This window comes from Pelodictyon luteolum (genome assembly GCF_001622165.1).
GTDB lineage: Bacteria > Bacteroidota > Chlorobiia > Chlorobiales > Chlorobiaceae > Chlorobium > Chlorobium luteolum_B.
Window position 1 is genome coordinate 91,516 of the sequence record NZ_LVWG01000035.1, and the last position, 19,003, is coordinate 110,518.

Here is a 19,003-nt window from a genome sequence, read left to right on the forward strand (position 1 = left end):
GCTGAAGGGGTCTAAACGACGGAGGGGGTGTCGCGGCTTTGCCGCGGCACCCCCTCTCTTCGTTTCATGGAAACAGTGCGCTTCAGGAGCTGCTCTTCAGCCTTGAGATCTCATCGCGCAGCCGGGCAGCCTCCTCGTAGTTCTCGCTCTTCACAGCCTCCCCGAGAGCTGACTGCAACTCATCGAGACGGGCACCGGGACCGGGGGCCGCCTGCTCCGGCTCGATGGCTTCTTCAGCCGCGGTTTCAGCCGACTCATCATCATCTTTCTGTTCCTCCCTGATGCCTGCTTCAGCCATGATTTCCTCGCTTACATACACAGGTGCGCCGAAGCGCACCGCAATGGCGATGGCATCGCTCGGCCGGGCATCGATTTCCTGTATCTCTCCGTTCACCTCGCACACCACCTTGGCATAAAACGTCTCGTTGTGCAGTTCGTCGATGAAGATTTCGTTCACATGAAGATTGAAGGCATCGGCGATGTTCTTGAAAAGGTCGTGAGTGAACGGACGGGGCGGCTTGATATTCTCAAGCTTCAATGCAATGGCCTGAGCTTCGAACCCGCCGATGATGATCGGGAGGCGACGGTTCCCCTCCAGTTCATACAGAATGAGTGCATAGGCTCCGTTCGTATGGGGGCTGGTCGACAGCCCCAGTATATCTACCTGTACTTTCTCCATGGTATCGGTCTTTGGGGGGATTTGCTTTCCAGATGTCAACAACAATGTACTGCTAATCATTTCAATTCCTGCAACTCCCGCACGGCAAGAGTCAAGGCAGGAAGGGCTGTATGGAGGTCGGCGACAAGGCCGTAGTCTGCTGCTCCGAAAATCGGCGCATGGGGATCGCGGTTTATGGCAACGACCGTTCGGGCACGGGAGATGCCGGCAAGATGCTGCACCGCCCCGGAGATGCCGCAGGCGATGTAGAGGGCAGGAGCAACGGATTTACCGGTCTGGCCGATCTGCTCGCTATGCGGCCGCCAGCCCTCATCAACCGCCGAACGGCTTGCCCCTACCGCCCCTTTGAGCAGGAGAGCAAGCTCTTCAAGAAGCCGGAACCCTTCCGGACCGCCCACGCCTCTGCCACCGGCAATGATGATCCCGGCTTCCGAGACGTCCGGCATGCCGCTCTGGAGAACCACTTCCCGGACCACGGCTGAAAGGCCGACGGGCTTGGGGGTCGGAAGAGGAATCACACGGAGCAGGCCTCCTGTGGAGGGTTCCGGGCGCTCCCCTGACGGGATGAGGGTAATGATGCGAAGAGGAGCGGAGGGAGTGAACTCCCCCGTTGCCGCACCCGAATAGAGCGGCCGGATGGAGGGTTCGCCAGGCGCGGGGAGCGCGGAGCAACCCTGAAGCAGAGATGCGTTCATGCGGATGGAGAGCAAAGGAGCAAGATCGCGTGCGAGTGCAGTATCGGCAAACAGGAGGTCGGCAGCACCCTCAAGAGCGAAAGCCTCCTGTATCAGGGCTGCATAGCTGTACTGACTGTAATGGGCAAGGGAGGGATCGGATGCGTGGTAGAGCCTCACCCCGAGAGAAGGGAGGGAGGCTGTATCGACCGGTCCCGGAAGCACGGCGGCAACCGGACCGTCCCCCGTCATGCGGGCCAGTTCATAGGCGCGGAGCAGAATGTCAAGAGATGCCTTTTTCAGTTGCCCTTCGCGCTGCTCAAGAAATACCAGCACCTTTCCCATCAGAAAAGGCCCTCCGTCCGGTTGAGCAGCCGGACAAGCTCATCCACCCCTTCAACCATATGGCATGGTTTTCTCTTCACGGCAGGCCGGATGGCAGAAAGAGCCGCCCTCGGGGCGGGCAAGGCTCTATCCGGCAGGATGTCCACGGGTTTCTTGCGGGCCTCCATGACCCCTTTCATGCTGGTTTTACGCGGTATGTTCAACCCCTTTTCCGTACTGAGCAGAGCGGGCACCGCAACCCTCAACTGCTCCGTACCGCCTTCAATCTCGCGCACGAGAAGAAACGACCCGTCCGGAACGGCCTCAAGCGACACGACAGCGGAGACTGAAGGCACACCGAGAAGTGCGGCAAGCATCCCCGGCACTTCACCACTCCCGAAATCGGTTGAACGACGACCGCAGAACACCATTTCCGGCATGCTGTCCCCGTAGACGTCAAGGAACGCATCCCTGAGAGCAGAAGCCGTCTGCCATGGATCGAGAGCGTGTGGAGCGTCCACGATCACCAGCCGGTCCGCTCCCATGGCGAGGGCTTTGCGAAGCAGCTCCTTCTTTTCTGAGGGTACGACACTGAACACCCGCACAACTCCCCCTCCGGCACCTTCCCGCATCCGGAGCGCCTCCTCGAGGGCATATTCATCATACGGGTTCATGACCTCACTCACCCTCGTCATATCAAGCCGGTTATCCTGAAAGCCGATGACGGAAGCGGTATCGGGAACGAGGCAGACGCAGACGGCTATTTCCATAGGGCACCCACTCAATCGATTCAGAAAGCCATATCAACAAGAAAAGCCGCTTGAAAGCGGCTTTTCTTGACTGTGTGCCCGAGAGGAGATTCGAACTCCTACACCTTGCGGCGCTACCCCCTCAAGATAGTGTGTCTACCAATTCCACCACTCGGGCACGAAACAAATTCCAACGTTCTGCAATGAACAATTGTGAGAATAGAAGGGCTCGAACCTTCGACCCTCTGCTTAAAAGGCAGATGCTCTACCAACTGAGCTATATTCTCAACCTGACTTACAATCCGCTCAGCGACAACACCCGAACTTACTTGTTCTGGTAACGCAGACGCTTCTTATGACGGTTCTTACGACGCATTTTTTTGCGTTTGTGGACCGCCATCTTATGTCTTTTTCTCTTTTTTCCGCAGGGCATGTAGTAACCTTTCCTCTTGTTTTAAAGGCTGATAATATATGAACTTTTTTATAAACCAAAAACAGAAAATGAAAGAATTCGCAACTTCAATCCAGATTGAACGGAACTCATCGGTTCATGTACTTGAAAAACTCTTTATTGTCCTTGGTGTCGGAGAGCTTCTCGCGCATGAACTCCATGCACTCTATCGGGTTCTTCTCGGCAAGGTACTTGCGGAGAAGCCAGGTGCGGGACAGCTCTTCCTGGCTGAAGAGCAGCTCTTCTTTACGGGTGCCGGAACGAAGGATGTCTATGGCAGGGAAGATCCTGCGTTCGCTGAGGCGGCGGTCAAGCACCAGCTCCATGTTGCCGGTACCCTTGAACTCTTCGAAGATGACATCGTCCATCCTTGAGCCGGTGTCGACGAGCGCCGTGGCTATGATGGTAAGGCTGCCTCCCTCCTCGATGTTGCGGGCTGCGCCGAAAAAGCGCTTCGGCTTGGTCAGCGCGTTGGCATCGATACCGCCCGACAGGATCTTGCCGGAGTGCGGGATGATGGTGTTGTGGGCTCGGGCAAGGCGGGTGATTGAATCCAGCAGGATCACCACATCGCGGCCAACTTCTACCAGTCGCTTGGCCTTTTCCATCACCATGTCAGCCACCTGCACATGGCGCTCGGGATCCTCGTCGAAGGTCGAGCTCACCACCTCGGCCTCAACGCTGCGGGCCATGTCGGTCACCTCCTCAGGGCGCTCGTCGATGAGGAGCACAATAAGGTAAACCTCCGGGTGGTTCTTGATGATGGCATTGGCGACCATCTGGAGAAGCATGGTCTTGCCGGTTTTGGGCTGTGCGACGATGAGTCCCCTCTGCCCCTTGCCGATCGGGGTGAAGATGTCCATGATGCGGCCGCAGTACTCGTTCTGCTTCGTCTCGAGCTTCAGACGCTCATGCGGGAACAGCGGGGTCAGGTTCTCGAAGAACGGCCGCTCCCGGGTAATGTCGGGATCGGCACCGTCAATGGTGTTGATCTTCAGCAGCGCGAAGAACCGTTCGCCCTCTTTCGGCGCACGCACCTGGCCGGAAACCGTGTCGCCGGTCCGCATGCTGAAGCGCTTGATCTGTGAGGGAGAAACGTAGATGTCGTCGGGAGAGGAGAGGTAATTGTAGTTTGAGGAGCGGAGGAAGCCGTAACCTTCGGGGATCACCTGCAGAACGCCGGTATTTACCATGACATTGCCGCTTTCCGGATCGGAGCTCTTCTGCGACTGCGCTTCGATGATCTTGAAAATAAGCTCTTCTTTTCGAAGCCCTGCGGCAGAAACGCCAATCTCCTTGGCCATGGCGTTCAGCTCGTAAACCTTCTTTTTCTGGAGCATGTTGATGTCCAGACTTGCGGCAACAGGATTGTTCGACATTTTTTCGGTGTGCTTGTGTTAAGCGCCCTTTGGTGCGCCTTTTAATACATGATGGAGAGGAAAAAGGAAGTCCCGAAACCCGCATGCGGACGGCAGTACGCCATCAATGGCATGGAATGGGAACAATCGGGGAATAGCTGTATTGGCAATGGGATAGTGTCGTGAAGAGGATCCTTCGGGATGCTTCTCCCTAAGCATTGAAGCCAGGTTCGTTTAAGCGCAGATCCTGATTGAATATACAACTTTTTCGATAAAAAAACCTGTTCACCCGGCCTTCCCCGCTGTTCCTTTTTCAAGCAGGGCTCCGGCCAGATAAAAAGACCCCGTAATAAGAATAAGCGAATCCGGCGAGGCCTCTTCCCGAAGGAACTGCAGCGCCTCGAGCGGCGAGGAAAACGAAACCGCTTCAGCCCCTAGGCCGCGGCATATTTCCGCCAGTTCTTCAGATGCGACACCCCGCTCGCTCGGAAGTCCGGTAGTGGCGAACCGGCACCGGAGCCGCATGAGTTCCCGGATCATCGATTCCGAATCCTTGTCGGAAACAAGACCGAAGAGCACCCGGGCGTCCCGGTACCGGGAAAGAAACGGCATGAGGGCATCGACGGTGGCCCTCATGCCGTCGGCATTGTGCGACACGTCGAGAAAGGTGTCCGGCCGGCGTCCCAGAAGCTCAAGGCGTCCGCGGTAGCCTGTCGAAGCAAGCGCCTCCAGCCCCGCCCGCACTGCTTCCGGCCCCACGCCGGCGTCTTCAGCCACCGCAACCGCAGTCGCGATGCCAGGAGCATGAAAAGCACCCGTCACAGGGACCCTGAGCCCCTTATAGTGACAGGAACCAGTCTCGACATCCAGCTGCAGCATCCCCGGCTCAGCCGAAACACCCCCGAAACTGAAATCCCGCCCTACCACATGCAGCGGAGCACCGTTCCCCTGTGCCGCATCCCTGACGGGCCCGAACGCCTCTTCCTGCACCGGATCAACATCAGGATTGATGGAAGTAAACACCCGGGAGGAGGGCTTGATGATGGCCGCCTTCTCCCTAGCAATGGCACTGATCGTGGAGCCGAGCCATTCGGTATGATCAAGTCCGATCCTGGTGAGCACCGCATAGTCGGACTCAACCACGTTCGTCGCATCCAGCCGGCCGCCCATCCCCGTTTCAAGCACCGACACCTCAACACCGCAGTCGGCGAACCAGGCGAAGGCGATGGCAGTCGTCACCTCGAAAAACGTCGATTGATGCTCCAGTGCGGCAGGCTTCAAAAGGGTTGCGTAACGGGCGACCGCATCTTCCGGGATCCTCCGGCCGTCAATCCGTATCCGCTCAGTGAAGTCGACAAGGTGTGGAGAGGTGTAGAGCGCCGTCTTCTTCCCCGCAGCCGTGAACATCGATGCCATGGCTGAAGCGGCCGTTCCCTTCCCGTTCGTTCCCGCCACATGCACCACCATGCCGAGGCGCCGCTCTGGCGAGCCTGCTGCCTGGAGAAGCAGGCGCACCCGCTCGAGGCCCGGCTTGATGCCGAAGCGGTGAAGGGGAAACAGAAAATCAAGCGTTTCCTGGTAGGTCACGGGGTAACGGCTAACGGTTATGCATGAAAAGCAGCGCCGACTTGACCACATCCTCGACACTCCCACCGGGGTTCGCCTCAAGCACGCCAGAAACCGCCTGCTGGGCTGCGGTGCGCGAGAAACCGAGCGTCAGAAGGGCGCTTGTGGCATCCTCGCGTATTCCGCACGAGAGCGCTCCGGCCGGTGCAGGTGCGGTTCCCTCGGCAGAGAGCTTTAAAATCCTGTCGCGCAGTTCGAGAATGATGCGCGCCGCCGTCTTGCGGCCGACGCCGGTCACGCCGAACAGGCGTTCGGGAGCATTGGCGAGGATGGCTTCGTGTACCTCAGCGACCGGAAGCCCTGAAAGCACCGCAAGGGCGAGCTTCGGGCCGACGCCGGATACAAGGAGAAGCAGGCGGAACAGCTGCTTTTCCTCTTCACTTGAAAAACCGTAGAGCTGGAGGGCATCCTCCCTTACGGAAAGATGCGTGTAGAGGATGGCTTCGCTGCCCGTCGGGGGCAGACTGCGGGACGTAGAACTGGAGATCAGGAACCGGTATGCAATGCCCGATACCTCAAGAACCGCCTCTTCAGGCAGGACCGAAACGACCCTGCCGCGGAAATATGCGTACATGGAAGACTGTGGAAGCCCGGCCCCAGAGGGACCGGACGCGGGTTACTCGGCCTCGGCGTAGCCGTTGAACAGGCGTGTAAGCTGCGACTTCTTGCGCGATGCCTTGTTGGCATGGATGTAGTTCTTCACGCCCAGACGGTCGAGCTTCTGGACGGCGGAACGGTATGCAGACTCGACCTCGGACTTTGCGGCACGGGCCTCAATGAGTTTCTGCATATTCTTGATCAGGGTCTTCAGCTCTTTTTTGCGAGCCCTGTTCCTGGCATTCCTTCTTTCAGACTGACGCAGTCTTTTTTCAGCCGACTTGTGTAAAGGCATAAATCGATCGCTCTTGATGAAAATTGATGTAACGAAACCCGGGTGTCCATCGAAATCCCGGCATCACGCCGGCAATTCAATAACAAAGGGCATGTAATATAGCAGAAGCATACAAAAAATCAAAAACCCATCCCCTCTTTTTTCTTATATTGGCCCAAAACGTTCATCGAACCGGCAACCCCTGCATAGATAAAGAAATAAGCCGCTCCCGGCACAACCCATATCTCTCATCCGCATGAGCCTGATGATCAGCGTTTCCGGCATCAGGGGCGTCGTCGGCGAAAGCCTCACCCCGAAAAACCTTACAGCATTCAGCATGGCCTTTGCCCGGTGGATCTCTGCCGACAGGGTCCGGCGAGGGAGCACGGAGGGGAAAGCCCGCATCGTCATCGGTCGCGATACCCGCCCGACAGGCCCCGCCATCAGCGGCCTCGTCGAGAACGCCCTCGTCCTCTCAGGGTGCGACGTTCTGGACATCGGCATCGCCACTACCCCGACGGTAGAGCTTGCCGTGACTGAGGAGGGTGCCGACGGAGGGCTCATCATCACCGCATCGCACAACCCCGTCAAGTGGAACGCACTGAAGATGCTCAACAGCCGCGGGGAGTTCCTCGACGCCGCCGAAGTAGAGGAACTGCTCCGGATTGCTGCTGAAGATGCGCCGGAAAGTGCCCGGTGGGACGCCATCGGGACCCTCAGCGAAAGCCGCCGCCATGACGGCCTCCATATCGAAAAGATCCTCCGGCTGCCCTTCATCGACACTGACGCCATCAAAGCGGAAGGGTTCCGGGTGCTTGTCGACTGCGTCGAAGGCGCAGGAGCCTCAATCGTCCCCGAACTCTGCCGCCAGCTCGGCGTCAAGGAAATCATTCCTGTAGCCTGCGGCGGAACCGGCATCTTCCCGCGCAACCCCGAACCCATTGAAGAGAACCTGCAGTCGACGATTGCCGCCCTGAAGGAATCGGGTGCCGACTTCGCACTCGTCGTCGACCCCGATGTCGACCGCCTCGCCCTCATCAATGAAGACGGCACCCTCTTCGGCGAAGAGTACACCCTCGTCGCCTGCGCCGACTTCCATCTCCGCCACACCCCCGGCCCGGTGGCCAACAACCTCTCCAGCAGCCGCGCACTCCGCGACATCGCAGAACGCTACGGGGTAGCGTGTTACAGCGGCAAGGTCGGCGAAGCCAACGTCACCGAAGTCATGAAGGCCAAAGGGGCCGTCATCGGCGGAGAGGGCAACGGAGGAGTCATCCTCCCGGAGCTCCATTACGGCCGCGACGCCCTCGTCGCCATCGCCATCTTCCTCCAGGCGTTCGCCCTCTGGCGCCAGAGCCACCCCCGTGGCCCCCTGTCGGCGTTCAGGAAAGAGTTTCCTGACTATGAGATGTCAAAGCAGAAGGTCGAACTCGGCAAAAACGGCCGCGACAGGCTCCCCGAAATCTTTGAAGCCGTCCGGCGTATGTTCCCCGAAGCGGCGGCGGACCTGCAGGACGGCCTGAAACTCGACTTCCCGAGGAGCTGGGTGCACCTCCGCCCCTCCAACACCGAACCGATCGTACGTATATACTCCGAGGCCCCCACGAAGGAGGAGGCCGAAGCACTCGCTTCCTCGATACAGAAGTCCCTCGAGTCGCTCAATGGGTAAAGGGCCAAGAGGGCAGGGCGGATTCACGACCCAGCAGGACGACACCCTCCGCGGGCGGAAAAAGGGCTCGGTGGACAGCTATATCGTCTCCCGCCTGCTCCAGTACATCAAGCCGCTCAAGGGGCTTGTCGCAACGGCGATCATCATAACCGTCGGCGGCTCGTTCCTCGGCCCCCTGCGCCCCTACCTCACGAAAGTCGCCATCGACGACCACATCTCGAAAGGTGACCTTCACGGGCTCGGCACCATCAGCCTCATCCTCGGCGCCGTCATCCTCCTCGACGGCATCAAGCAGTACGCCGCCACCTGGCTCGCCCAGGTCATCGGACAGAAAGCGGTCTTCAACATCCGCATGGACGTGTTCCGCCACCTCCAGAAACTCCCCGCCCGATTCTACGACCGCAACCCCATCGGCCGGCTCATCACCCGAACGACCAATGACATCGAGTCCCTGAACGAACTGCTCTCGAGCGGCATCGTCACCATCCTCGGCGACACGCTCCAGCTCGTCTTCATCGTAGGGATCATGGTATGGATCGACTGGCAGCTCACGCTGGTGGTGCTTGCCATCCTGCCGCTCATGCTCTACGCCACCGTCTTCTTCAAGAGCCGGGTCCGCATCGCATTCCAGGACGTGCGTACCCATGTCGCCCGGCTCAACACCTTCTTCCAGGAACATATCACCGGCATGGCGATCGTGCAGCTCTTCAACCGCCAGGAGCGGGAAAGCGAAGCGTACGCATCAATCAACCGCGACCACCGCGATGCCAACATCCGCACCGTCTTCTACTTCTCCATCTACTTCCCCCTCATCGAAACCCTCAGTGCCGTAGCCGCAGGCCTGGTGATATGGTACAGCGGTGTACGCCTCCTGAAGGCCGATCTCACCATCGGTATCGTCATATCGTTCGTGCAGTACATCTCGCTCTTCTTCCGCCCCCTGCAGCACCTGTCCGACAAGTTCAACACCATGCAGACCGCCATTGCAAGCTCAGACCGCATATTCCGGCTGCTCGATGAAAAGGAGGGCCTTGAGGAAGGGGGGGAAGAGGGCAGCGCCGCCTCCCCCCTCGACACCTTCACCGGCAGCATCGAGTTCAAGAACGTCTGGTTCGCCTATGAACATGAGAACTGGGTTCTGAGGGACGTCTCCTTCAGTATCCGGCGCGGTGAAAAGATCGCCATCGTCGGTGCAACCGGCAGCGGAAAAACCACCATCATAAACATCCTCTCGCGCCTCTACCCCTACCAGCAGGGCGAAGTCCTCGTTGACGGCATCCGGCTCGAAGAGATTCCCCAGCAGTCTCTGCGCAGCCTTGTCGGCGTGGTCATGCAGGACGTGTTCCTGTTCTCCGGCACCATTCAGGAGAACCTCGCGTTCGGCAACCCTTCCGTGCCTTTTGAAACGCTCCGTGAAGCCGCAGAAACAGTCGGTGCCGACCGGTTCATCCGGAAACTTCCCGGCGGCTACAGCTACCGCGTCCTTGAAAACGGCACCGGCCTGTCAACCGGCCAGAAACAGCTCATCGCCTTCGTCCGCGCTCTGCTCTACAACCCCGAGATCCTCGTCCTCGACGAAGCCACCAGCTCTGTCGACACCGAAACCGAAGGGCTCATCGACCGCGCCACCGAGCGGCTCATGAAAGACCGCACCTCCATCATCATCGCCCACCGCCTCTCCAGCGTGCAGAAAGCGGACCGCATCATCGTCCTGCACAAAGGGGTCATCCGCGAAACCGGTTCCCATCAGGAACTGTTGAAAGAGCGCGGACTCTACCACAAACTCTACCTCCTGCAGCACCCCGAGACCCTTACCGCCGAAGGCGCGTAAAGCAACACGCTTGCGGTTACGACCGCTCAGTACTGCAACACTCCCCCTGTCAGTGGTACTGACCGAAAATCCCGAAGCAGTCGCCGCCCCCTCCACAACGGTTACCATCGAGCCCTATGGTTTTCCTTTTTCATGTATATATTAAAGTATGAGGCTCAGCTGTACTCCTCTACCAAACAGGAAGGCTCAAGTGACTGCTTCTGTCACGGGCTCAGTCACGTTATGATACTATTGATGCGTACAGTCAGACCGGAGGCTATACGATGAACAAACAAAGCGCTCTCGAACTGCTGAGCAGCAGCAAGCCTGAACTGCAAGCCCGTTTCGGTGTAGTCAGGCTGGCGTTGTTCGGTTCTACTTCCCGCAATACGGCAACCAGTGAAAGCGATGTTGATGTGTTGGTTGCTTTCGACGGACCTGCCACCGCCAAGCGCTATTTCGGGGTGCAGTTCTTTCTTGAAGACCTCCTTGGCCGCCCGGTAGATCTGGTTACTGAAAAAGCCCTTCGAACAGCGTTACGCCCATTTATAGAACGGGAGCAGATCAATGTCTGATGCCAACCAGCGCCAGTGGCGTTTGTCAAGGCAATAGTACGATATGAGAGCCCCCGCCCGGGCAAGGTCGAGACCAGGGGGTCAGCAACGAACTGCCGCACCCCTCATGCCACCTCATGTCACCTTATGCCACCTCATGACTGATCAAGGGCTGAGCGCGCCAATGCATGCTGATGAAGGAGAACAGTCGATGCCCGATGCTGTTCCAGTTACAGCGAGCTGTCGCGCAGCACCTGCACCGGCTCGAGCTTCGCGGCACGGGCGGAAGGGAATATGGCGGCGAAGGTGCTGATGAATACCGTGACGCCGATCACATAGAGGAAGTAGAGTGGGTTCGTCGACATGCTGAACCCGGTTTTCGAGATGGGGCCCTGCGAGTTCTCGATGGGGATGCTGGCGAAGATATCGATGGAGCCGATGGCAAGAATCCCGCCGAGCACAGCCCCGACAAGCCCCACAAGGAACCCCTCGAGCACGAAGAGCGACACCAGCTGCAGGCGTGAGAAGCCGAACGACTTCATGATGGCAATATCGCGGCTCTTCTCGAACACGGTGGTCACGAGAATGTTGGCCACACCGAACCCGGAAACCACCCCCACGAACGCCACCAGCGAAAACACGATAGTGCCGATGCGGGCAAACAGGGAAAGCACGCCCGAGTTGGCCTCCTGCCAGGTAAGGGTGCGGTAGCCGGTGAGCGACTGGAGCTCACGGGCAAGTGCTGTGTTGTTGAGTGGATCCTGCACCTTCAGGGCGATGCCGCTCACCTTGTCCGGCGGCATGCCTTCAACAATCTGGGCGAGCTTGAGGGAGGAATAGACGCTGTTGTCGGTGGCGTTGACCCCCGAAAAGAAAATCCCCGACACCTTGCACTGCCGGCTTGGGCCCGTTCCGGGAATGATGGTCACCTCATCGTTCAGCTTGAGCTCCATTTCGCGAGCGACCGTTCGGCCGACAAGCAGACCGTTCGCGGTGCGGGCGAAGAGCGCGGCATCGCCCTCTGTCAGTTTCCCCTTGATGCCACTGATGCTGTCCTCCCGCTCAAGGTCCACCCCTTTCAGGAGCAGCGGCTCGTTCAGCCGGCCTTTCACCAGCATCACCTGCGACTCCACATAAGGAGAGGCAGCCCTCACAAGCAGGTCGTAGGGGGCAGCGGCAAGCACCGAAAGGATGCGCCGGTAACTCCGGACCTCGTCGCGCTCCAGTTTCTCAATATTGTCCACAACAAACGCCACCGATGACGGGCGCGTTCCAGCAATCACGTTGACCGGCACCGGATCGATCTTTTCCCCCTTCAGGGTGATGTGCGGTGCGACGTCGATAATGGTCTCTACGAAGGAATCAAGCAGACCGCGCGTGAGGGAAATCGTTGTAATCAGCACCATGGTGCTGACGGCCACGCCGATGATGGTGGTCAAGCTCTGCCGACGCCGGCCGAGCAGGTGCCGCATGGCTATCTGGAACAATGTCTTCAGCATGGCGGACGGGCGGTTCAGAAGGAAATATTATGGGATTTTTTATTAAGTTATGACTTTTACATAGAAGTATGAAACACAGGTAAAGGGCAAGAGAAGCAACCGGGCGGCATGAGCACAATCATCACCAACAGCACCGCGGAACGCAAACACAGCCATGTCGACATCTGCCTGAACGGCGATGTTGCATTCAGCACCCCTACGACCGGGTTCGAGCGTTACCGGCTCCGCCACAACGCCCTGCCTGAAGTAAGCTTCGCCGACATCACGACAGAAAGCCGGTTCCTCGGCCGCAGGATCGGCGCACCGCTCATGATCTCCTCCATGACAGGAGGCTACAGCGAGGCTGCTGAACTCAACCGCCAGCTGGCAGAAACCGCCGAACGCTTCCAGCTGCCTCTCGGTGTCGGCAGCATGCGCCAGGCGCTTGAAGACGACGCATACCGCGACAGCTTCTCCGTCGTGCGCCGCCACGCCCCCACCATACAGATATTCGCCAACATCGGCGCACCAGAGGTCGCCAAAGGCCTGTCGGAAAAGGATCTTCACATCATGCTGGAGATGATCCGGGCCGACGGGCTCATCATCCATCTCAACGCCGCACAGGAACTTTTCCAGCCGGAAGGCGGAACCGATTTCCGCCGGGTGCTCGACAACATCGCCGACATTGCGGCCAAACTCCCCGTACCGGTCATCGCCAAGGAGGTCGGCTGCGGCATCTCCGGTCCTGTCGCCCGGAAACTCCTTGATGCAGGGGTCCAGGTGATCGATGTTGCCGGTGCCGGCGGCATCAGCTGGCAGAAAGTCGAGGAGGCGCGCTATACAAGACGGTTCGGCACCGACACGCGCTTCAGCCAGGAAGGGATCGAGGAACTGCTGAACTGGGGTATCCCAACGGCAGATTGCGTGCTGGAAGTCGACGCCCTCCGGCCGAAAACAGCCGGAACCCGCCCGTTCTCCATCATTGCCTCCGGCGGCATCCAAAGCGGCCTTGACATCGCAAAATCAATCGCGCTCGGCGCGGACCTTGCCGCATCGGCCGGAGCACTCCTGCGCGCGCTCCACCACGGGACCCTTGAGGCAACCATCACCGCATGGCTCCAGGACCTCAGGGCCTCGATGTTCCTCACCGGATCGGCCAATGTAGCGGAACTGCAGAACAACAGACCCATCGGCGACACCGCCAAGCAACCTTGACACAACCAGCCATGACCGTAACGCACGAGCTCGTAGAACAAAAATACAGGGCATACCACAAGCGGATCAACGATGCGCTCAATGAGTGCTTCAGCGCCACGACTCCGGCCACCCTCTATGCTCCGGCCCGATACATCCTTGAAGGCAAGGGCAAGCGCATCCGCCCATTCCTCACCCTGCTCGCCTCCGAAGCCGTCAGCGGCAGCTCTGAAAATGCCCTGAAGGTTGCGCTCGCCGTCGAAGTGCTGCACAACTTCACCCTCATGCACGACGACATCATGGACGAGGCTGAACTCCGCCATAACCGCCCGACCGTGCACCGGGAGTGGAACGCGAATGTCGCAATCCTCTCCGGCGACATGATGATCGCCTACGCCTACGAGCTTGCGCTCGAGGCCGAGAGCCACCGCCACTGCGAGCTCATCCACATCCTCAACCATGCCAACATCACCATCTGCGAAGGCCAGGCACTCGACATGGAGCTTGAGGAGAAGCAGGACGCCACCATCGCCGACTACCTCGACATGATCTCGAAAAAAACAGGACGGCTCATCTCCGCAGCGCTCGAGGCGGGCGGCGTGTCGGCCGATGCAACCCAGGAGCAGCTCCAGAGCCTCGTTCTTTTCGGAGAGAAGATCGGCCGCGCCTTCCAGATCCAGGACGACTACCTCGACATCATGGCCGAAGACGGCAAGTCGGGCAAGATGGCCGGAGGAGACGTCATCAACGGCAAGAAAACCTACCTCCTGCTCCGCTCGCTCGAGCTCACGAGCGGTGCGGACAACGAACTTCTCCGCTCCATCTATATGAACAAGGGAATCGGCAAGGAACGCGTTCCCGACGTCAAGGCCGTCTTCGAACGCTGCGGGGTGCTCAAGGAAACTGCAGCCCTCATCAACAGCGATACCGAAGAGGCGCTTCAGGCACTCGAGAACCTCCCGAACGCCGAGGGCAGGGACTACCTCAGGGGTTTTGCCAACATCCTCATGAAGAGGGACTTCTGAAGGAGCCCGGGCGGCTTGACCCCCGAACCCTCCTGCTCGCCCTCACCCGGATTCCGGGCATAGGCCCGGCAAAAACGAAGGCACTTCTGGCCAGCGTCACTGAACCGGCGGAGCTTGCCGGTCTCAGCCGGAACCGGCTCGCCCTCATCCCCGGCATCGGCGAACAGCTCTCGGGTGAAATCCACTCCTTTTTCCACCGCCCCATGGGGCTTCAGCAGTCACTCGACGAAGCCCTGCGACAGCTCGAAGAGCTCCACCGCCTCGGCGGCAGGATGATGACGATCCTCGACCCGGACTACCCTCCCCTGCTCCGCGAAATCTACGACCCGCCGGCATGCCTGTTCATCCGTGGCACCCTGCCCCCTCCGCCGCAACCGGGGCTCGCCGTTGTCGGCACACGGCACTCTTCGACCTACGGCAAAGCCTGCGCCGCGCTGTTCTCCGGAGGACTTGCGGCATGCGGCATCACCATCTACAGCGGCCTTGCCTACGGCATCGACATGGCCGCCCATGAAGCAGCACTCAAGGCCGGAGGCACAACCGTAGCCGTACTCGCCAGCGGCATTGATACCGTATACACCGACCCCAAAGGGCGGCTCTGGCCGAAGATCATCGAACAGGGGGCACTCATCTCGGAAGAGTGGATAGGCTCGGAACTCAGTGCGGGGAAGTTCCCAAAGCGCAACCGCATCATTTCCGGCATCACCAGCGGCACCATCGTCATCGAGTCCGCCCTCAAGGGAGGCTCGCTCATCACCGCATCAAGCGCCCTTGAACAGAACAGGGAGGTGTTCGCCGTTCCCGGCTCAATCTTCAGCGCCCATTCAGAGGGCACGAACATGCTCATCCAGGAAGGCAGGGCCAAACCGGTCATGAAGATAGATGACGTACTGGCGGAATTCGGGACGATGCTGCCGTCTTCCCGAAAGGGGTGAAGTGATCAGCATTGCGGAGCAAGGAAGCAGTAAAAGAATTCCTGAAGCCGAACCGGAGGCGCTATAGTTTTTAATCGCGGAATTATTACCTTTGAACATGTATTTCGTTCCATGGAACGACCATGGAACCGCAAGGAATCACTTCAAAATAAAACACGACCAAGATGAACCGCACCCGAGACCTTATGACCCTGTGCCGCCGCACCGCTCTGGCCGCCGTATTCAGCATCATCGTCGCCGTCCCATCCCTGCAGGCCGCTCCCGCCGCCGGCAAGGTCGGAGTCGTTGATTTTCCGAGGATCCTCCAGCAGATGCCGGAAGCCAAACAGGCCGAAGCAACCCTGAAAGCCACTGCCGCTCCCTTTGAAAAGGAGCTCCAGCGCCAGCAGGCCGAACTGCAGAAATCAGCTGAGGCATACGGCACCGCACGCGCATCAATGACCAAGCAGGCCCGCGATCTCAAAGAGAAAGATCTGAACCTGAAGGCTCAGGGCATGCAGAAATACAAACAGGACAAGTTCGGCCAGGGCGGCGTGCTTGACCTCAAGCAGCAGGCGCTCATCACCCCGATCCGCCAGAAACTCCTCACAGCGGTCAAAACCGTCGCCGACGCTGAGGGTTACTCGCTCGTCCTTGACAAGCAGGCCATGGTGTACGGTTCTGCGGAGAGCGATCTTACCTTCAAGGTCATGAACCAGCTCAACATCAAGTAACCTCCAGCAGACCACCAGTCAGTTTCATGGGCATCCCTCGACAGCATACCGCCACCGCACAACGGGGTGCCCATACCATCCTTATTACTGCCTTCATCCTCCTCTTCACTGCAGGTTGCCAGGCCCCGCAGGGCAATAAGGCCCGGCCGGACGCCCCTGTCGTCAAAAATAACAGCCCGGTCCAGGAAAGCTGGAACTTCCGGTTCACAGTCACCGAAGCGGGAACCAGGAAATCACTGATCACGGCCGGCCATGCCGCCGAATTCAGGATTGAGGGCGGCAGCGAGCAGCATCTTGATGAGGGCGTTGCGGTCAACTTTTTCGATGCAGACGGCAACACCACCACCCACATTTCGGCAGACCGTGCCATCGTCTATGAGAACCAGGACATAGAGGGAATGGGCAACGTGGTGATATCCTCCAAAGACAGCACCATCATCAGAACAGAGTACGCCAAGCGCTCGGGCGTCGACCACAAGATCCGCTCTGACCGGTTCGTCACCATCAAGAGGCCCGGACAATCAATCAGCGGATACGGATTTGAAAGCGATCAGGAACTCAAGCATTATCGTATATTCCGTGGCAGCGGCGAAGGCCTGATCAACAAGTAACACACACAACGAAGTCCAGTTTTTCATGAAAGTACACCTGCTCAAATCAAAAATCCACAACGCAATCGTCACCAGCGGCGACCTCGAGTATGAAGGCAGCATCACCATCGACTGTGAGCTGCTCGAAAAAGCTGACATGATCCCCAACGAAAAGGTCCTTGTCGTCAACAACAACAACGGCGAACGGTTCGAAACCTACATCATCAACGGTGTCAGGGGATCGCGGGTAATCCAGCTGAACGGCGCAGCAGCGCGCTGTGCGCTTCCGGGAGACGAAATCATCATCATGACCTTCTGTGAAATCGATGCCGAAGAGGCCAGGGAGTTCAAGCCCATGGTGCTCATCGTCGACCGCAACAACAACCCCAAGCGCCGCCACCGCATCGGGGAGGAAGACGAGCAGCTCGACTGAACAGAAACCGGAAAAGGGAAGCACGGAAGAACGAACCACCTATCAGTCAAGTCACCTACCCATGTCCCTCGCAATCGTCATCATGGCAGCGGGCAAAGGCACCCGCATGAAGTCTGACCTGCCGAAGGTCCTCCACAAGGCGGCAGGGCGCGCGCTCATTGAGCACGTCATACTGAAGTCAGAAAGCCTCAAGCCCGACACCATCATCCTCATCGTCGGCCACAAGGCGGAGCTGGTAAGAGACGCCGTCCGGCACTTCCAGGTCACCTGTGCTTTGCAGGAACCACAGCAGGGCACCGGTCACGCCGTCATGCAGGCCGAAGCTGCCCTCGAGGGGTTCCGGGGTGAAGTCCTCATACTCTCCGGCGATGCGCCGCTCTTTACCGAGGAAACGCTCCGAACGCTCATCAGCTTCCACCGGGAAACCGGGGCAGCAGCCACCGTCCTCACTGCCGACTTGCATAACCCCACCGGATACGGCCGTATTATCAGAAATACCGGCACCGACAGCGTCAGAAAGATCGTTGAAGAGAAAGACGCATCAGAGGAGGAAAAAGCCGTTCAGGAGATCAACTCCGGCGTTTACGTCTTCAATGCCCATACTCTTTTCAGCTCCCTCAAGGAAATAACGACCGACAACGCCCAGGCGGAGTACTACCTTACCGACGTCTTTGGTGTCTGTTTCCAGAAAGGCCTGCGTGTCGCCGCATGGAAAACCCCCAACCCCGACGAGATCCACGGCATCAACACCCCCGAGCAGCTGCTGCACGCCGAACGCCTCCTCCTGCAGTCGTAAAAAAACGAACACGCAACATCCATGCAAAAGTGCCCGTGAAACCCACGGGCGCCTTTGTTCATAGGCCTTGGAGCGAAAACGCCACTCAGCTTTTCAGGGCAAAAACAAAGTTATCTTACATCTCAATAACAAAGTAACCTTACACCAATCAAGAAGCCTAAGCAGTATGACGCACTGAGGAGCTTACGTAGAGAATTGGAAATGAGGACAGGCCGTATTGATCCCCTGATGAGGGGTATTCGGCAGTGAACTGGTGGTACGTCGGTTTATTTGCGGGAACGGCGGGGCTTGTCTTCCGGTGCGCCTAGTGGAAGGGTTGCGGACGGCGATGAGGTGTCGATGCCCTCATGCCCTTTCTCAATGCCGCTGTCGCGCATGGAGTAGAATTCGACGAGGTTGCCGTCAGGATCCATGACGAAAAAGGCACGGCCTTCACGGCGGTTCGATGGACGGGTGACGAGGTGTACGCCATTGGACTCCAGATAGGCTGCAGCATCGTCGACCTCATGATTGGAGGGAAGACGGAACCCGAAGTGATCGACGCGGATGTCGCGTGCCTCACGGGTGCCCGGGGTCTCGGCCTTCACCAGCACAAGCAGATCGGAGTTGATGCGCAGGTAGGTGATGTTGGCCCCGACCCGGTGGTCGAGGCCGAGCCCGAGGATATCGATGTAGAACGCTTCAGATTCACGCAGATCGTTTACCCGGAGCGTGATCTGGTTAATCCCCGTCAGTTTCAGCATCTTCTTCGAGTTTTATCACTTTCGGTTCTGCAGGTTTCTCGAGGGTGTAATCGAACTTGTGGTTGAAATACTCTTCAACAGCGCGGTGCGATGCTTTCTCGCGGGTCTCGAACTCCAGACTGATGGCGATCTGCTCGGGGAATACACGGTCGGATTCCGACTCGCTGCTCGGATTGCGGATCATCTCCTTGTAAGGAAGGAGCTTCTCTTCGAGTTCAGCCCGCTCTTCCTCGTGGATCTTCTTTGCCCGTTTGGAAATGGCGACCACTGTTTCATACAGGTTGTCGTGGGCGCTTCTCAACTTGTTCAGGTCAATGGGTTTGACTGACAT

21 protein-coding genes, 2 tRNA genes and 1 pseudogene are annotated in these 19,003 nt (G+C 58.5%); 10 read left to right on the plus strand and 14 right to left on the minus strand.

What is annotated here, in order from left to right:
• Nucleotides 1–82: 82 nt before the first annotated feature.
• The 9 genes from A3K90_RS09205 to rpsT all read right to left on the minus strand — a co-directional run bounded on the left by A3K90_RS09205 (nt 83) and on the right by rpsT (nt 6,753).
• A complete protein-coding gene (locus A3K90_RS09205; protein WP_303682321.1) occupies nt 83–679 on the minus strand; it encodes a bifunctional nuclease family protein in 597 nt (198 codons plus the stop codon).
• Nucleotides 680–735: 56 nt separating this feature from the next.
• Entirely contained in the window at nt 736–1,698 is a 963-nt protein-coding gene (locus tag A3K90_RS09210) for an electron transfer flavoprotein subunit alpha/FixB family protein (RefSeq protein ID WP_303682323.1), read from the minus strand.
• Entirely contained in the window at nt 1,698–2,447 is a 750-nt protein-coding gene (locus A3K90_RS09215; RefSeq protein WP_303682324.1) for an electron transfer flavoprotein subunit beta/FixA family protein, read from the minus strand. The genes A3K90_RS09210 and A3K90_RS09215 overlap by 1 nt, the downstream gene beginning before the upstream one ends.
• A gap of 75 nt (nt 2,448–2,522) precedes the next feature.
• Nucleotides 2,523–2,604: transfer RNA gene (locus A3K90_RS09220), tRNA-Leu, on the minus strand.
• Nucleotides 2,605–2,640: 36 nt separating this feature from the next.
• Nucleotides 2,641–2,713 (minus strand) — tRNA-Lys (locus tag A3K90_RS09225).
• 253 nt (nt 2,714–2,966) lie between these two features.
• Nucleotides 2,967–4,256, minus strand: coding sequence for a transcription termination factor Rho (gene rho, locus A3K90_RS09230; RefSeq protein ID WP_011358482.1), 1,290 nt, complete (start codon nt 4,254–4,256; stop codon nt 2,967–2,969).
• Nucleotides 4,257–4,520: 264 nt separating this feature from the next.
• On the minus strand, nt 4,521–5,822 hold the full coding sequence (locus A3K90_RS09235; RefSeq protein WP_303682326.1) for a folylpolyglutamate synthase/dihydrofolate synthase family protein: 1,302 nt from the start codon (nt 5,820–5,822) through the stop codon (nt 4,521–4,523).
• A 10-nt stretch (nt 5,823–5,832) separates the two neighbouring features.
• Nucleotides 5,833–6,435 carry a Holliday junction branch migration protein RuvA gene (ruvA, locus tag A3K90_RS09240; protein ID WP_303682327.1) on the minus strand — a complete coding sequence of 201 codons (603 nt, stop codon included), beginning with the start codon at nt 6,433–6,435 and terminating at the stop codon, nt 5,833–5,835.
• Between the two features lie 42 nt (nt 6,436–6,477).
• On the minus strand, nt 6,478–6,753 hold the full coding sequence (rpsT, locus tag A3K90_RS09245; protein ID WP_303682328.1) for a 30S ribosomal protein S20: 276 nt from the start codon (nt 6,751–6,753) through the stop codon (nt 6,478–6,480).
• 235 nt (nt 6,754–6,988) lie between these two features.
• On the opposite strand from rpsT, the gene glmM reads away from it, so the two are divergent.
• The 3 genes from glmM to A3K90_RS09260 all read left to right on the plus strand — a co-directional run bounded on the left by glmM (nt 6,989) and on the right by A3K90_RS09260 (nt 10,786).
• Entirely contained in the window at nt 6,989–8,401 is a 1,413-nt protein-coding gene (glmM, locus tag A3K90_RS09250; RefSeq protein WP_303682329.1) for a phosphoglucosamine mutase, read from the plus strand.
• A complete protein-coding gene (locus A3K90_RS09255) occupies nt 8,394–10,232 on the plus strand; it encodes an ABC transporter ATP-binding protein (RefSeq protein WP_303682330.1) in 1,839 nt (612 codons plus the stop codon). The genes glmM and A3K90_RS09255 overlap by 8 nt, the downstream gene beginning before the upstream one ends.
• A 263-nt stretch (nt 10,233–10,495) precedes the next feature.
• Nucleotides 10,496–10,786 carry a nucleotidyltransferase family protein gene (locus A3K90_RS09260; RefSeq protein WP_303682331.1) on the plus strand — a complete coding sequence of 97 codons (291 nt, stop codon included), beginning with the start codon at nt 10,496–10,498 and terminating at the stop codon, nt 10,784–10,786.
• Between the two features lie 130 nt (nt 10,787–10,916).
• On the opposite strand, the pseudogene A3K90_RS09265 reads toward A3K90_RS09260, so the two are convergent.
• Both A3K90_RS09265 and A3K90_RS09270 read right to left on the minus strand, forming a co-directional pair.
• Nucleotides 10,917–10,994: pseudogene (locus A3K90_RS09265) on the minus strand (hypothetical protein); the annotation flags it as partial.
• Nucleotide 10,995: 1 nt separating this feature from the next.
• Entirely contained in the window at nt 10,996–12,264 is a 1,269-nt protein-coding gene (locus A3K90_RS09270; RefSeq protein ID WP_303682332.1) for an FtsX-like permease family protein, read from the minus strand.
• Between the two features lie 108 nt (nt 12,265–12,372).
• On the opposite strand from A3K90_RS09270, the gene fni reads away from it, so the two are divergent.
• Together fni and A3K90_RS09280 are read left to right on the plus strand one after the other, a co-directional pair.
• Nucleotides 12,373–13,458 (plus strand): type 2 isopentenyl-diphosphate Delta-isomerase, encoded by a 1,086-nt coding sequence (gene fni, locus A3K90_RS09275; RefSeq protein ID WP_303682333.1) that lies wholly within the window; start codon nt 12,373–12,375, stop codon nt 13,456–13,458.
• An 11-nt stretch (nt 13,459–13,469) separates the two neighbouring features.
• Nucleotides 13,470–14,462, plus strand: a complete 993-nt coding sequence (locus tag A3K90_RS09280) for a polyprenyl synthetase family protein (protein WP_303682334.1) — start codon at nt 13,470–13,472, stop codon at nt 14,460–14,462.
• Here A3K90_RS09280 and A3K90_RS09285 read toward each other — a convergent pair.
• Complete coding sequence (locus tag A3K90_RS09285; protein WP_303682335.1) at nt 14,417–14,659, minus strand: hypothetical protein; 243 nt, start codon at nt 14,657–14,659, stop codon at nt 14,417–14,419. The genes A3K90_RS09280 and A3K90_RS09285 overlap by 46 nt on opposite strands.
• On the opposite strand from A3K90_RS09285, the gene dprA reads away from it, so the two are divergent.
• The 5 genes from dprA to A3K90_RS09310 all read left to right on the plus strand — a co-directional run bounded on the left by dprA (nt 14,549) and on the right by A3K90_RS09310 (nt 17,929).
• A complete protein-coding gene (dprA, locus tag A3K90_RS09290; RefSeq protein WP_303682370.1) occupies nt 14,549–15,397 on the plus strand; it encodes a DNA-processing protein DprA in 849 nt (282 codons plus the stop codon). The two genes, A3K90_RS09285 and dprA, sit on opposite strands and share 111 nt — an antisense overlap.
• A 164-nt stretch (nt 15,398–15,561) precedes the next feature.
• Nucleotides 15,562–16,110 (plus strand): OmpH family outer membrane protein, encoded by a 549-nt coding sequence (locus A3K90_RS09295; RefSeq protein WP_303682336.1) that lies wholly within the window; start codon nt 15,562–15,564, stop codon nt 16,108–16,110.
• A gap of 26 nt (nt 16,111–16,136) precedes the next feature.
• On the plus strand, nt 16,137–16,721 hold the full coding sequence (lptC, locus tag A3K90_RS09300) for an LPS export ABC transporter periplasmic protein LptC (RefSeq protein WP_303682337.1): 585 nt from the start codon (nt 16,137–16,139) through the stop codon (nt 16,719–16,721).
• A 25-nt stretch (nt 16,722–16,746) separates the two neighbouring features.
• Nucleotides 16,747–17,133 (plus strand): aspartate 1-decarboxylase, encoded by a 387-nt coding sequence (gene panD, locus A3K90_RS09305; protein ID WP_303682338.1) that lies wholly within the window; start codon nt 16,747–16,749, stop codon nt 17,131–17,133.
• A gap of 61 nt (nt 17,134–17,194) precedes the next feature.
• Nucleotides 17,195–17,929 (plus strand): sugar phosphate nucleotidyltransferase, encoded by a 735-nt coding sequence (locus A3K90_RS09310; protein WP_303682339.1) that lies wholly within the window; start codon nt 17,195–17,197, stop codon nt 17,927–17,929.
• A 266-nt stretch (nt 17,930–18,195) separates the two neighbouring features.
• Here A3K90_RS09310 and A3K90_RS09315 read toward each other — a convergent pair whose 3' ends face one another.
• Together A3K90_RS09315 and A3K90_RS09320 are read right to left on the minus strand one after the other, a co-directional pair.
• Nucleotides 18,196–18,672: a VOC family protein gene (locus tag A3K90_RS09315; RefSeq protein ID WP_303682340.1), complete on the minus strand. Its 477-nt coding sequence runs from the start codon at nt 18,670–18,672 to the stop codon at nt 18,196–18,198.
• Nucleotides 18,650–19,003: a DNA-directed RNA polymerase subunit omega gene (locus tag A3K90_RS09320; RefSeq protein ID WP_303682341.1), complete on the minus strand. Its 354-nt coding sequence runs from the start codon at nt 19,001–19,003 to the stop codon at nt 18,650–18,652. Before A3K90_RS09320 ends, A3K90_RS09315 begins: the two co-directional genes overlap by 23 nt.